The following is a 13,740-nucleotide window of genomic DNA, read 5'->3' on the forward strand; positions in this document are numbered from 1 at the left end:
GCATTTCCTTGTTTATTATCTCCATCTAGTATACCAAAAAAAGCTAGATTTCTCTAGCTTTCTGTCTTGTTACAAGTGGGCTTTCTTTTAGTCAAGCGACTTTGCTGCTTCAATGGCTGCTTCAAAGTTTGGTTCGCTGTTGATATTGTCCACATACTCAACATAATGGATAATATTGTCAGCATCGAGAACAAATACGGCTCGAGCAAGCAGATGCCATTCATTGATTAAGAGGGCATAATCGCGTCCAAAGGAGTGGTCGAAGTAGTCTGAAAGCATGATGGCATTTTCAATACCTTCAGCACCACACCAACGTTTTTGGGCAAAAGGCAGGTCCATGGAAACAGTCACGACGACCGTATTATCCAGTCCAGCCAGTTCTTCGTTAAAACGACGCGTTTGAGTTGAGCAGATGCCTGTATCGATAGAAGGCACGACACTCAAGACTTTTTTCTTACCGTCAAAATCAGCCAGAGATTTTTTAGAAAGATCAGTTGCAGTAAGAGAAAAATCAAGTGCCTTGTCGCCGACTTGTAGTTGTTTACCTGTAAAGCTCACAGGATTTCCGAGAAAAGTTACCATAAGATACTCCAATCTTTTTTCTTCCATTTTAGCTGAAACAGTCAGAATTTTCCAATGATTTGACCGGAAATATGGGCATAGAAAAAACGCCAGCTCATGTGAGAATGACGTTTTTCAGAGGCTTATACTCAATGAAAATCAAAGAACAAACTAGGAAGCTAGCCACAGGCTGTACTTGAGTACGGCAAGGCGACGCTGACGTGGTTTGAAGAGATTTTCGAAGAGTATTATTTTGCCAATCCTTCAGCAATCTTGTCAAGGTTGTATTTCATCATGTTGTAGTAGCTGTCGCCTTCTTTACCTTGTTCTGCGATAGAGTCAGTAAAGATTTGTGCGTAGATTGGGATGTTTGTATCTTGTGAAACAGTCTTCATTGGACGGTCATCCACACTTGATTCTACAAAGAGGGAAGGAGTTTTTGTTTGGCGAAGTTTTTCAACCAAGGTCTTGATTTGGTCAGGAGTTCCTTCTTCTTCAGTATTGATTTCCCAGATATAGGCACTTGGAACGCCGTAGGCTTTAGAGAAGTATTTGAAGCATCCTTCGCTGGTTACAATGAGTTTTTTCTCAGCAGGGATGTTGTTAAATTTCTCCTTAGCTTCCTTGTCAAGTTTGTCTAGCTTATCAGTATATTCTTTGAGATTTTTTTCGTAGAATTCCTTGTTGCTAGGGTCTTTAGCGCTCAATTGTTTTGCGATATTCTTAGCAAAAATCATCCCATTTTCAAGGTTAAGCCAAGCGTGTGGGTCTTCTTTGCCTTTTTCGTTTTGACCTTCAAGGTAGATAACATCAACACCTTCGCTGACTGCAAAGTAGTCTTTGTTTTCAGTTTTCTTAGCATTTTCTACCAATTTTGTAAACCAAGCATTGCCACCTGTTTCAAGGTTGATCCCGTTATAGAAAATCAAATCAGCTTGAGAAGTTTTCTTGACATCTTCAGGAAGTGGTTCGTATTCGTGTGGGTCTTGACCAACAGGAACGATACTGTGAAGATCAATCTTGTCACCAGCAATATTTTTAGTAATATCAGCGATGATTGAGTTTGTAGCAACAACTTTTAGTTTTTGACCAGAAGCTGCATCTTTCTTTCCGCTAGCACATGCTACAAGAGCGATGACGGAAAGAAAGAGAACGAGTAATGTACCTAATTTTTTCATTAGATCCTCCAATTTATTGGGGCTTTGCCCCTTATTTTAACAAATGTTTATTTTTCAGTTTCAAATATCGTTGTTTTGGAGCGATAAAGAAGCTAATGAGAAAGAAACTAGCAGCTGTGAGCACGATACTAGAACCTGCCGCAACGTTAAAGCTATAGCCGATAAAGAGCCCCAAAACTGAAGCTATCGCTCCAAAGGTTGAGGAAAGGAAAATCATGCTTTTCAGGCTATTAGCATACAGATAAGCAGTTGCAGCTGGGGTAATCAGCATGGCTACAATCAGGATAGTTCCGACACTTTGCATGGCGGTCACAGACACGAGAGTCAGGAGTACCATGAGAAGGTAGTGATAGAAATTGACAGGCATTCCCATGGCTTTAGCCAAGAGTTCATCAAAGGAAGTTATCAAGAGTTGCTTGAAGAAAATCCAGATTAACAAGAGAATGGCTGCACCAACCCCCATGGTAATAAACATATCTGTATCTTGGACGGCCAGGATATTACCAAAAAGGATATGGAAAAGGTCAGTTGAACTTTTAGCGACACTAATCAAGATGATACCGAGGGCTAAGAAAGAAGAAAAGGTAATGCCGATGGCGGTATCGCTTTTGATAATCGAGTTTCCCTTGATGTAGGTAATGATGATGGCAGCTAGTAATCCAAAGACAATGGCTCCGATAAAGAAGTCAACGCCCAAGATGAAGGAGAGGGCTACACCTGGTAAGACAGCATGTGAAATGGCATCTCCCATGAGTGACATCCCGCGTAGAATAATGAAACATCCTACAGCTCCAGCTACGACCCCGATGACAATGGCTGTTATCAAGGCATTTTGTAAGAAATGGAATTTTTGCAATCCATCGATAAATTCTGCAATCATAGATCACCTCCATTGAAAAAGAGTCGATTACCGTAAGCTTCTTTGAGATTGGCTTCGGTAAAGGTTTCTTTGGTTGGACCAAAGGCAATCACTTCTCGATTGACAAGCAAGACTTGATCGAAGTAGTGGGGAACCTTGCTGAGGTCGTGGTGAACGATCAGAACCGTCTTCCCAGCTTTTTTCAAATCTCTCAGCGTATTCATGATGATTTCCTCACTGACAGAGTCAATCCCAACAAAGGGTTCATCCAAGAGGATATAGTCGGCTTCCTGCACCAAACATCTGGCAATCAAGACCCGCTGGAATTGACCTCCAGACAGTTGACTGATTTGCCGTTCTGCGTAGTCAGCTAGGCCGACGATTTCAAGGGCTTCTTTCACTTTCTTCCAATGTTTAGCCTTTAAACTTCGAAAGAGAGGGATAGAGGGAAAGAGTCCTAACGAGACGCATTCCTTGACCTTGATGGGAAAGTTGTAGTCGATATTGATTTTTTGTTCGACATAGGCGATTCGATGTAAGGATTTTTTAACTTCCTTGTCATCGAGAAATGCCTGACCTTGATGTGGGATAATTCCCAGCATACCTTTTAATAGTGTTGATTTCCCAGCACCGTTTGGACCAATAATTCCGGTAATCGTTGGTCCTTGGAGCACTAGTGAAATATCCTTTAGTGCCAACGTTTCTTTGTAGGAGACACTGAGGTTTTCGATACGTATCATACAGTTATATTCCTCCTAATTTTTAATATACCTTAATTTTATTTTTAAGTCAAGTTAATTTTTGTAAAAATTTAAAATATTAATGATTAAAATAAGAGGTCAACTCGGCATTTTTAATTGCAATCCCTAGGGATTTTTGCTAAGCTAGGAATAAGTGAAAATAGGAAAGCGAGAACAAGATGACACGTTATCAAGATGATTTTTATGATGCTATAAATGGTGAATGGGAAAAGACTGCCGTCATTCCAGCTGATAAATCGAGAACAGGTGGTTTTATCGATCTCGACGAAGAAATCGAAGAGTTGATGCTAACGACAACCGACAAATGGTTGGCTGGAGAAGATGTTACAGAAGATGCTATCTTGGCAAATTTTGTCAAATACCACGCTATGGTGAGAGATTTCGATAAGCGAGAAGCTGATGGAATCGAGCCAATTCTTCCTTTATTGAAGGAATACCAGAATTTAGAGAGTTTTGCGGATTTCGCAGGTAAACTAGCAGAGTTTGAATTAGCTGGCAAACCAAACTTCCTTCCATTTGGTGTATCACCAGACTTTATGGATGCTAGAACCAATGTTCTTTGGGCTAGTGCTCCAGGAACTATCTTGCCTGATACAACCTACTATGCGGAAGACCATCCTCAGCGTGAGGAATTATTGAACCTTTGGAAAGAAAGTACTTCTAATCTCCTCAAAGCCTATAACTTCTCAGATGAAGAAATCGAAGATTTATTAGAGAAACGATTGGAATTGGACCGTCGTATCGCAGCTGTAGTCCTCTCTAATGAAGAAAGTTCAGAATATGCCAAACTTTACCATCCATATTCTTATGAAGATTTCAAAAAGTTTGCCCCTGCTCTACCTCTAGATGACTTTTTCCAAGCTGTTCTTGGTCAAGTACCTGATAAGGTCATTGTAGATGAAGAACGTTTCTGGCAAGCAGCAGAGCAATTCTATAGTGAAGAAGCTTGGCCTTTACTCAAGGCAACCTTGATCTTAAGTGTGGTTAATCTTTCAACTAGTTATCTGACAGATGAGATTCGTATCTTGTCAGGTGCTTATGGCCGTGCTCTTTCAGGAGTTCCAGAAGCCCAAGATAAACGCAAGGCTGCGTACCATTTAGCTCAAGGGCCATTCAAACAAGCCCTGGGCCTTTGGTACGCCCACGAAAAATTCTCTCCGGAAGCCAAGGCAGACGTAGAGAAAAAAGTGGTGACCATGATTGATGTTTATAAGGAACGTTTAGCCCAAAATGACTGGCTGACTCCTGAAACTCGAGAAAAAGCCATCGTCAAACTCAATGTCATCAAGCCTTATATTGGTTATCCAGAGGAGCTACCAGCCCGCTATAAGGACAAGGTAGTGGATGAATCTGCTAGCCTCTTTGAGAATGCCCTAGCCTTTGCGCGTGTGGAAATCAAGCACAGCTGGAGCAAGTGGAACCAGCCAGTTGACTACAAGGAGTGGGGAATGCCTGCTCATATGGTCAATGCCTACTACAATCCACAAAAGAACTTGATTGTCTTCCCAGCTGCTATCTTACAGGCTCCATTCTATGATTTGCATCAGTCATCTTCTGCCAACTATGGTGGAATCGGTGCGGTTATTGCCCATGAAATTTCTCACGCCTTTGATACTAATGGAGCTTCCTTTGATGAAAATGGAAGTCTCAAGGATTGGTGGACTGAGAGCGACTATGCAGCCTTCAAAGAGAAAACTCAGAAGGTTATCGACCAGTTTGACGGCCAAGAATCTTACGGCGCAACGATTAACGGTAAATTGACCGTATCAGAAAATGTTGCTGACCTAGGAGGAATCGCTGCAGCGCTAGAAGCTGCCAAGAGAGAACCAGATTTCTCAGCTGAAGAGTTCTTCCATAACTTTGCTCGTATCTGGCGAATGAAAGGCCGCCCAGAGTTGATGAAACTCATGGCTAGTGTTGATGTGCACGCGCCAGCAAAACTCCGCGTTAACGTCCAAGTGCCAAACTTTGATGACTTCTTTACAACCTATGATGTCAAAGAAGGCGACGGCATGTGGCGCTCACCAGAAGACCGCGTGATTATTTGGTAATCAAAAAACCAAGGATGATTGTCCTTGGTTTTTCACTTGCTAGAAAAATGGATTGAAAGTTTTTTCGTGGGCGATAGTCGTAGCCGGACCATGTCCTGGATAGACGTCGTAGTTAGGGAGGGTGAAGAGCTGGGTTTGGATACTATGAAGGAGTTGTTCCATGCTACCTGTAGGTAGGTCTGTTCGTCCAATAGTTTCTCGGAAGAGTGCATCACCCGTTAAGACCAAGCGACCATCTGGAAAAACAAATGAAACTCCTCCGATAGAGTGGCCTGGAGTTGGTAATACAGTGAAGCGGAACTCCTCAATCTGGTATTCTTCATGAAAGACAAAGGTGTGTTCAGCTGGTCTACATACGACATCTGCCATATCGTCATGACGAGGGAGACCAGAGAGGTTGTCAACTGGAGTGTAGAGCCAAGTGGCTTCGCTTTCCGCTACATAAACGGGAGGATTTCCAAAAGTATCTCTGACCAAGTCCAGACTCAAGATATGGTCATAGTGGGTGTGGGTTAGGAGAATCGCACAGACCGGTTTATTGATGGTCTCGATAGTCTTACGAATAGCCTCCCAGTTGCTACCCGGATCAACCACAATCAGGTGATGGTCTCCTTCAAGATAATAAGTATTTTCATAGGCGATAGGATTCACAGTTTTATGGATTTTCATAGGATTTCCTCTTTCAAAGATTTACAGTTTCTAGTATAACACAGAAGCATAAAATAAGGAATCAACAAAAGAGTCCCTCCATAAAAGAAGGGACTTTTTTAGACATTAAAAATGATTTTTCCAGGCTTGGAAGCGTGCATCCAGTAGGAGTTGTGTCAGATTTTTTAAGATTTCAACTTGCTCAGGCTCCAGAGTCTGAGCTTGAGAAACAAGTTGTCGAATGTGTTCAATAGCATTTCTAGAAGATAAATCGTTGATGGAAGTGATTCCAGATTCTAGGATGGTTCCGAAAAAGAGATCAAAGTAGAGCTCTAGTTCTTCATCGGGCACACTGTCCACCCATTCTTTAAGAGTGTCTTTGATTTGGAGACTTTCGCTACTGATAGCCTCTAGTTGGACAAAGTGGTGTCCCTCTGTCAGCCAACTAAAGGTACTGTGTTGAGCGATTCCTCCGAGAGCTGTAGACTTGACGACGATAGGTGTATCAGGGACTTCTAGCATCATGCCAATGACAGATCCCTGTGGGACATAGCGGCCAATTTTTGGAATAACATCTTGATAGCCAGTGGTTTCAGTCAGATGAGCCTGCAAACCAGGGGCATCATAGGTATAAATTGCAGATATCTTTTCCTGCAATTCAGGTTGGATTTGACTTGCAGCATAGACGGCCAGATTCCCACCTTTAGAATGTCCAGCTACAATCACTTTCTGTTTTGGATGTTGGGTAAAGAATTCTTCTAAGTATTCAAGAGCATGCCTTTGGGCAGGGATTTCCTTCATGTAAGTCATATGGAAATCTTCCTTCCAACCAATAATACTATCGTCTGTACCTCGAAAGACAATCAGATAAGTATCTAGGTTCAGACGATAGGTCATAGCAGCGAATTGCTTTTGGAGTTCTGTGTCTATCTCGTTGACAAAATTAGAAAGTTTGCTATTTTTAAAACGTTTGTGTTGGGATAACTGATCGAGGAGCTGAAGCCGTTCTTTATTGGTCAACATGGTACTTTCTCGCGGGATGCGTGTTGCGACATCGCTTAAACGATTGACAGGCTGGTCCAATAGATGATCAAAAGAAAGATAGGTCAGCTCTGTCAAAGCAAGTACATCCAGTTCATTTAAAGGGAGATCATAAAAAGAATCGTATTGAACGTCAGTTAGGTAGTCAAAAATATTGGCCATGAGAATTCCTTTCTTAACTTTTATCATATCAGATTTACATCAATTTCGCTAGTAGTGAGAAGAATTTTGCTATAATATAGAAAAAGGAGGAGCAGATGCACAAGATTTTACTAGTAGAAGATGATCCAGTTATTCGTCAGCAAGTTGGGAAAATGCTCTCCGAATGGGGTTTTGAAGTAGTTATGGTAGAAGACTTTATGGAAGTTCTGACACTATTTGTTCAATCTCAACCTCATATGGTTCTCATGGATATCGGCTTGCCTCTCTTTAATGGTTATCACTGGTGCCAGGAGATTCGCAAGATTTCCAAAGTTCCTATTATGTTTCTGTCATCAAGAGACCAGGCTATGGACATCGTTATGGCTATTAATATGGGGGCAGATGATTTTGTGACCAAGCCTTTTGACCAGCAGGTACTTTTAGCTAAGGTACAAGGATTATTGCGTCGCTCTTATGAGTTTGGACGGGATGAAAGTCTCCTAGAGTATGCTGGAGTTATCCTCAACACCAAGTCTATGGATGTGCATGTCAATGGCAAAGCTATCAGTTTAACAAAGAATGAATTTCAGATTTTACGGGTTTTATTTGAACATGCGGGAAATATCGTAGCGCGTGATGATTTGATGCGGGAACTCTGGAACAGTGACTTCTTTATCGATGATAATACCTTGTCCGTTAATGTCGCTCGTTTGCGTAAGAAATTGGAGGAAGAAGGTTTGATTGGTTTTATCGAAACCAAGAAAGGGATAGGGTATGGATTGAAACATGCTTGATATTAAAAGTTTTTTTCTAGCTTATATCCGTTCGCGTAGCCGTTTTTTTGCTTTTATTCTTGCTCTTACAGGTTTGCTTTTTCTCTTTGAAATCTTGTTTGATAAGCAAGGGCCCTACTTTAACTATTTCTTCTTTCTATCTACATTTTTGACATTTTTGTTTTTGGTATTTGATTTCTTGATAGAATTGCAACGTTATCGTAAGGAATTGCTTTATGGCGAAAGAAAAGCTAAGTCACCAATGGAAGTCCTTCTAACTGAAAAATTAGAGAAAAGCGAAGCTGAACTCTATCAAAAGAAATCAGATGCTGAAAACCGCTATAATGATTTGGTGGACTACTATACACTCTGGGTTCATCAGATAAAAACACCAATTGCAGCTAGTAAACTACTAGTGAGCGAGGTGGCGGATCGCCAACTGAAACAACAGTTGGAGCAGGAAATTTTTAAGATTGATTCCTATACCAACCTCGTTCTCCAATATCTACGCTTAGAAAGCTTCCATGATGATTTGGTTTTGAAGAAAGAGAATATAGAAGATTTGGTCAAGGAAGTCATTCGCAAATATGCCATTTTCTTTATTCAGAAAGGTCTTAGTATCAATCTGCATGATTTGGACAGAAGCATTGTGACGGATAAAAAATGGATGTTAGTAGTTATTGAACAAATCCTTTCAAATAGCCTCAAATACACAAATGAAGGTGGAATTGAGATCTATATGGAAGATCAAGACCTTTGCATCAAAGATACTGGGATTGGTATCAAAAACAGTGATCAATTGCGAGTCTTTGAACGCGGATTTTCAGGCTATAATGGTCGAATGACCCAGCAGTCATCTGGACTTGGACTCTATCTAACCCAGAAAATCAGCCAAGAATTAGGACATCAGATTCAAATAGAATCCGAGCTTGGGCAAGGAACAACTGTGAGGATTAAGTTCTCTGAAGTGAATTTACTGATTGAATGAAAAGAATTGTGAAGAGCTTGGAAGAAACCTTTCAAGCTCTTCTTTAGACCTTGATATAGTGAGAAAAAAGGCTACAATTAGATAAAAATGTAATCTTACAAAAATGTAAGATTAAAGGCCTCTGTTGTAAGGTTATGTTATGGCAAGCCATCTTTTTTTGGAGTAAACTTAGAGCATAAAGAAAAAGGAGAGAAACCATGAAAACAATTTTACAAAAGAAACATACAAGTAAGCCGAGTCCAAAGGATATCGAGCGAGTTCAAATCGGCATCGAAATGATGCAAGCTCAGTTTCAATTAATGGGATATTAAAAAGGAGAAGTTAAAATGACAGTATTAGATGTAAAACACGTTCAAAAGATTTATAAAACTCGCTTTCAAGGCAACCAAGTAGAAGCCCTGAAAGATATTCACTTTACAGTTGAAAAAGGCGACTACGTCGCTATCATGGGTGAGTCTGGTTCTGGTAAATCTACTCTACTGAATATTCTTGCTATGCTTGACAAGCCAACTCGTGGTCAGGTCTTCCTAAATGGAACTGACACAGCTACCATTAAAAATTCAGAAGCATCAAGCTTCCGTCGTGAAAAGTTAGGATTTGTCTTCCAAGACTTCAATTTGTTAGATACGCTTTCTGTTAAAGACAATATCTTACTCCCTTTGGTATTGTCTAGAAAGCCTATTACAGAAATGATGAAAAAATTGGTCGTGACGGCCGAAAATCTTGGCATCAATCAATTGCAGGAGAAGTACCCTTATGAAATCTCTGGAGGGCAAAAACAAAGGGTAGCAGTTGCACGGGCTATCATCACAGAACCAGAAATTCTTCTTGCGGACGAGCCAACAGGTGCCCTAGACTCTAAATCGTCTGCAGCTCTCCTTGATATCTTTGATCAGATCAATGAACAAGGGCAAACCATTCTCATGGTGACCCACTCAACAGCTGCGGCCAGCCGTGCAAAACGTGTCCTTTTCATCAAGGACGGTATTCTCTATAATCAAATCTACCGTGGTGAAAAGACGGATCGTCAGATGTTCCAAGAAATCTCTGATACCTTGACTGTTATGGCAAGTGAGGTGAACTAGTATGTTTCGATTAACCAATAAGTTGGCCATATCCAACTTAATTAAAAACCGCAAACTCTATTATCCATTTGCTTTGTCTGTCATTTTGGCAGTCACAATTAGCTATCTCTTTTACTCTCTAGCCTTTAATCCTAAAATTGTGGATTTACGTGGTGCATCTGCTATACAATTTACCCTACAACTAGGGCTTGTCGTTGTGACACTTGCATCAGCCATTATCGTGCTTTATGCCAATAGTTTTGTCATGAAAAATCGCTCAAAAGAACTGGGTGTATATGGCATGTTGGGCTTAGAAAAACGCCATTTGATTGGTATGACCTTTAAGGAACTCTTGATATTTGGGCTAGTAACAGTCACTGCTGGGATTGGAATTGGTGCCCTCTTTGATAATCTGATTTTCGCTTTACTACTTAAACTTGCAAAGATGAAGGTAGAGTTAGTTGCAACTTTCCAATGGTCTGTAGTGCTTTCAATCCTTCTGGTATTCGGTTTTATCTTTTTAGCCCTTGTCTTCCTAAATGCTATCCGCATTATCCGAATGGATGCTCTGCAACTTTCTCGTGAGAAAGCAAAAGGTGAGAAGAAGGGGCGTTTCCTAGTCCTTCAGACACTTGTAGGGCTAATTGCACTAGGTGGTGGGTACTACTTAGCACTAAGCGTAACAGATGCTTTCAAAGCTATCGCTACTTTCTTTATTGCGGTTATGTTAGTTATTGTAGGGACCTATCTCTTATTCAATGCTGGTATTACAGTTTTCTTACAGTTGCTCAAGAAAAACAAGAGATATTACTACCAACCTAACAACCTCATCTCTGTTTCTAACCTCATCTTCCGTATGAAGAAAAATGCTGTCGGATTAGCAACCATTGCCATCCTTTCAACCATGGTTTTGGTTACTATGTCTGCAGCTACTAGTATCTACAACGGATCTGAAAATATGAAAAAAATCCTATATCCTCACGATATGTCAGTTTCAGGACAAAATGTAGAAGTTGAGGATTTAGGCCAACTATTGAGTCAATATGCCAGTGAAAAGAATCTAACGATCAGCAATAAGGATGTTCTCAGCTTTTCAAGTTTTGGTCTTTCTAGTCAAGATGGGACCAAATTAACCATCTTTGAAAAAGGGCAAAACAATGTCATGCCTAAGACAGTCTTCCTAGTTTTTGAACAAAAAGACTATGAGAAAATGACTGGACAAAAGCTTCATTTAACGGATAACGAAGTTGGTCTTTGGGCTAAAAATGACCAACTAAAAGGTCAGAAAACATTCAGTCTTAACAATCAAGAGTATCGTATCAAGGAAGAAATCCAGCAAGATTTTATCATCAATCATGTTTCAAATCAGTATGTTCTCTTGATTTCGGATTATAACTACCTTGTCGTACCAGATCTTCAAAGCTTTTTAGAAAAATATCAGGATTCTGCTATTTATACTCAGTTATACGGTGGTATGGATGTAACCGCCAGTCAAGAGGAACAGTTAAAGCTAGCTGACGATTTTCATGAGTATGTGAATAATTTCAGTCACAATCTCAAGAACGAGAATGGTATGATTTACGGTGCAAACATTGCGAGTGAGTCAACTGTCGAAATGAACGCTCTCTTTGGAGGAGTTCTCTTTATTGGAATTTTCCTCTCTATCATCTTTATGGTAGGTACAGTTCTCGTTATCTACTATAAACAAATCTCAGAAGGTTATGAAGACCGTGAACGCTTTGTCATCCTGCAAAAAGTTGGCTTGGATCAAAAACAAATCAAGCAAACCATTAATAAACAAGTCTTGACTGTTTTCTTCCTACCTCTGGCCTTTGCCTTTCTTCATCTGGCTTTTGCTTATCACATGTTGAGCCTGATTCTCAAGGTCGTTGGTGTTGTTGATTCAGCCATGATGTTAAGTGTAACACTTTCTATTTGTGGTATCTTTGCCCTCATCTACGTACTTATCTTTATGATTACTTCAAGAAGCTATCGTAGAATTGTTCAAATGTAAAAACAGAAACATCAAAAAAGAGAGTGGGACAGAAATCGTTAATTCGTTAGAATTCGATTTCGTCGTCCCACCTACGCACAGTTGAGTAGGGCTGTAAAAGCTGATGAAATCAGCGTAGTAGAGCCCACTCAACCACTGCGTCTTGCACGACAATCCAAAGACAATTGAGAGGCTAGGACTTTTGTCCCGGCCTCTTTTTAGTAGATAGGATTTTGTACCAGGTTTTATCTCTTATTTCTCAACACGTGATTTGTTGGCGATATCAGCTAGGATTGCTGCTACAAACTCATCATGTTTAAACATTAAAACGGTATCTACTTTCAGAGGAGACATCGTTTTTCTTCTTCGGATAAGGAAACAAAAATGACTTCCTTTTCTATCTTTTAAATGAATTGATTTCTTCAGAGAAAGACTGTAAAATTTTTGATATAATATGTAGGATGGATTGATAGATATTTAAAAGCTAATGTTCAAAAGAATCACAGCTAAGAATTAAAAACATATCAGTTTGGACAGAAGTCTCTCTAACATCATCCATGCAGAAACAAGATTATATGAAATAAAAGGAGTAATCAATGACCGGAAACTATTCAACACGTGAATTCCGCGAGAAACTATATGATGACCTTCATGTTCGATTAAGAGATACAGTGATTTTGATGTGTGCGATTTTTATTGCCTCTATAGGTCTAAATATGAATTCAACAGCTGTCGTTATTGGAGCCATGTTGATTTCACCTCTTATGACACCGATTGTTGGACTGGGGTTTGGTTTAGCTATTTTTGATACGCGTTTAATCAAGCAATCTCTAGAGGTTTTATTTACTCAAGTATTGGTCAGTTTGCTTGTCTCGACTTTGTATTTCTGGATTTCTCCCTTATCTTATGCAAGTAGCGAGTTGATTGCACGAACCTCTCCAACTATTTGGGATGTACTCATTGCTATTGCTGGTGGGATAGCAGGTTTCATTGGTTCAAGGAAAAAAGAAGCAAACAATATCGTACCAGGAGTAGCTATCGCAACAGCTCTGATGCCACCTATATGCACTGCAGGATATGGTTTAGCTAATGGGAATGTACGATTTTTATTTGGGGCTCTTTATCTTTTCTTGATCAACTGTGTCTTTATCATGCTAATCAACATTGTTGGAACAAGAATTATGATGAGAAAATCTCCCTTAAGTTCATTTAAAGAGCTAAACATTAAAATGAGAATTGGGTTGATCTCCTTGATTGTATTATTGGTTCTTCCAGCCAGCTATTCAGCAGTCACTCTGACGATGGATCAAGCACGAAAAGAAGGGATTAAACAGTTTGTAGGCAAAGAGTTCGCCAATCATACGGTCATTAATCAAGTCTACAAGTCAAGGAATAATGAATTGGTCTTGACAGTTGTTGGAGATCCGATTTCAGAAGAAGAATTAGAAACCATCCGTCAAAAACAAGCCTCTTACGGTATTCAATCTGTTCAATTAAAAGTCAATCAAGTCCATAATTCGACAAAATTAGATAGTGAGGCGACCAAGGAATTTTACGAAACCATTAACCAGTATATCGATCAAAAACTCTCTGAAAAAGATTCACAAAACGATCTCGTAAAAGAAAATGAGGCAGACAAGGATTGAGGATATCAATTATGAAGGTCAACCGGCTACATCAGC

At 40.0% G+C, this 13,740-nt stretch carries 12 protein-coding genes; 6 read left to right on the forward strand and 6 right to left on the reverse strand.

Annotation, left to right across the window (positions count from 1 at the left end; translation table 11 throughout):
• Positions 1-87 precede the first annotated feature (87 nt).
• The 4 genes from tpx to HMPREF2837_RS05325 form a co-directional block, all read right to left on the reverse strand.
• Positions 88-582: a thiol peroxidase gene (gene tpx, locus HMPREF2837_RS05310; RefSeq protein WP_049548623.1), complete on the reverse strand. Its 495-nt coding sequence runs from the start codon at positions 580-582 to the stop codon at positions 88-90.
• A 227-nt stretch (positions 583-809) separates the two neighbouring features.
• On the reverse strand, positions 810-1,739 hold the full coding sequence (gene psaA / locus HMPREF2837_RS05315; protein ID WP_000733076.1) for a metal ABC transporter substrate-binding lipoprotein/adhesin PsaA: 930 nt from the start codon (positions 1,737-1,739) through the stop codon (positions 810-812).
• Between the two features lie 31 nt (positions 1,740-1,770).
• Positions 1,771-2,619, reverse strand: coding sequence for a metal ABC transporter permease (locus tag HMPREF2837_RS05320; protein ID WP_075230716.1), 849 nt, complete (start codon positions 2,617-2,619; stop codon positions 1,771-1,773).
• Positions 2,616-3,338 carry a metal ABC transporter ATP-binding protein gene (locus tag HMPREF2837_RS05325; RefSeq protein WP_049548625.1) on the reverse strand — a complete coding sequence of 241 codons (723 nt, stop codon included), beginning with the start codon at positions 3,336-3,338 and terminating at the stop codon, positions 2,616-2,618. The genes HMPREF2837_RS05320 and HMPREF2837_RS05325 overlap by 4 nt, the downstream gene beginning before the upstream one ends.
• A 179-nt stretch (positions 3,339-3,517) precedes the next feature.
• Between HMPREF2837_RS05325 and HMPREF2837_RS05330 the strand changes: the two genes are divergently transcribed.
• Entirely contained in the window at positions 3,518-5,410 is a 1,893-nt protein-coding gene (locus HMPREF2837_RS05330; protein ID WP_049548626.1) for a M13 family metallopeptidase, read from the forward strand.
• 39 nt (positions 5,411-5,449) lie between these two features.
• Here HMPREF2837_RS05330 and HMPREF2837_RS05335 read toward each other — a convergent pair whose 3' ends face one another.
• Positions 5,450-6,079, reverse strand: a complete 630-nt coding sequence (locus HMPREF2837_RS05335; RefSeq protein WP_049548627.1) for an MBL fold metallo-hydrolase — start codon at positions 6,077-6,079, stop codon at positions 5,450-5,452.
• Between the two features lie 105 nt (positions 6,080-6,184).
• Positions 6,185-7,261, reverse strand: coding sequence for a DUF2974 domain-containing protein (locus HMPREF2837_RS05340; RefSeq protein WP_075230717.1), 1,077 nt, complete (start codon positions 7,259-7,261; stop codon positions 6,185-6,187).
• 95 nt (positions 7,262-7,356) lie between these two features.
• On the opposite strand from HMPREF2837_RS05340, the gene HMPREF2837_RS05345 reads away from it, so the two are divergent.
• The 5 genes from HMPREF2837_RS05345 (at position 7,357) to HMPREF2837_RS05365 (ending at position 13,704) form a co-directional block, all read left to right on the forward strand.
• Entirely contained in the window at positions 7,357-8,034 is a 678-nt protein-coding gene (locus tag HMPREF2837_RS05345) for a response regulator transcription factor (protein ID WP_049548629.1), read from the forward strand.
• Complete coding sequence (locus HMPREF2837_RS05350; RefSeq protein ID WP_049548630.1) at positions 8,027-9,001, forward strand: sensor histidine kinase; 975 nt, start codon at positions 8,027-8,029, stop codon at positions 8,999-9,001. The genes HMPREF2837_RS05345 and HMPREF2837_RS05350 overlap by 8 nt, the downstream gene beginning before the upstream one ends.
• Before the next feature lie 326 nt (positions 9,002-9,327).
• Positions 9,328-10,086, forward strand: coding sequence for an ABC transporter ATP-binding protein (locus HMPREF2837_RS05355; protein ID WP_075230718.1), 759 nt, complete (start codon positions 9,328-9,330; stop codon positions 10,084-10,086).
• Position 10,087: 1 nt separating this feature from the next.
• Complete coding sequence (locus HMPREF2837_RS05360) at positions 10,088-12,079, forward strand: ABC transporter permease (RefSeq protein WP_075230719.1); 1,992 nt, start codon at positions 10,088-10,090, stop codon at positions 12,077-12,079.
• A 575-nt stretch (positions 12,080-12,654) separates the two neighbouring features.
• Positions 12,655-13,704 carry a DUF389 domain-containing protein gene (locus HMPREF2837_RS05365; RefSeq protein ID WP_075230720.1) on the forward strand — a complete coding sequence of 350 codons (1,050 nt, stop codon included), beginning with the start codon at positions 12,655-12,657 and terminating at the stop codon, positions 13,702-13,704.
• The last annotated feature ends 36 nt before the right edge of the window (positions 13,705-13,740 follow it).

The sequence above is a fragment of the Streptococcus sp. HMSC071D03 genome (assembly GCF_001812125.1).
Classification (GTDB): domain Bacteria; phylum Bacillota; class Bacilli; order Lactobacillales; family Streptococcaceae; genus Streptococcus; species Streptococcus pseudopneumoniae_N.

Coding starts and splice junctions, on each gene's coding strand:
- HMPREF2837_RS05345 (WP_049548629.1), top strand. CDS start 7,357: ATGCACAAGATTTTACTAGTAGAAGATGATCCAGTTATTCGTCAGCAA.
- HMPREF2837_RS05335 (WP_049548627.1), bottom strand. CDS start 6,079: ATGAAAATCCATAAAACTGTGAATCCTATCGCCTATGAAAATACTTAT.
- HMPREF2837_RS05325 (WP_049548625.1), bottom strand. CDS start 3,338: ATGATACGTATCGAAAACCTCAGTGTCTCCTACAAAGAAACGTTGGCA.
- tpx (WP_049548623.1), bottom strand. CDS start 582: ATGGTAACTTTTCTCGGAAATCCTGTGAGCTTTACAGGTAAACAACTA.
- HMPREF2837_RS05330 (WP_049548626.1), top strand. CDS start 3,518: ATGACACGTTATCAAGATGATTTTTATGATGCTATAAATGGTGAATGG.
- psaA (WP_000733076.1), bottom strand. CDS start 1,739: ATGAAAAAATTAGGTACATTACTCGTTCTCTTTCTTTCCGTCATCGCT.
- HMPREF2837_RS05320 (WP_075230716.1), bottom strand. CDS start 2,619: ATGATTGCAGAATTTATCGATGGATTGCAAAAATTCCATTTCTTACAA.
- HMPREF2837_RS05340 (WP_075230717.1), bottom strand. CDS start 7,261: ATGGCCAATATTTTTGACTACCTAACTGACGTTCAATACGATTCTTTT.
- HMPREF2837_RS05350 (WP_049548630.1), top strand. CDS start 8,027: ATGCTTGATATTAAAAGTTTTTTTCTAGCTTATATCCGTTCGCGTAGC.
- HMPREF2837_RS05360 (WP_075230719.1), top strand. CDS start 10,088: ATGTTTCGATTAACCAATAAGTTGGCCATATCCAACTTAATTAAAAAC.
- HMPREF2837_RS05365 (WP_075230720.1), top strand. CDS start 12,655: ATGACCGGAAACTATTCAACACGTGAATTCCGCGAGAAACTATATGAT.
- HMPREF2837_RS05355 (WP_075230718.1), top strand. CDS start 9,328: ATGACAGTATTAGATGTAAAACACGTTCAAAAGATTTATAAAACTCGC.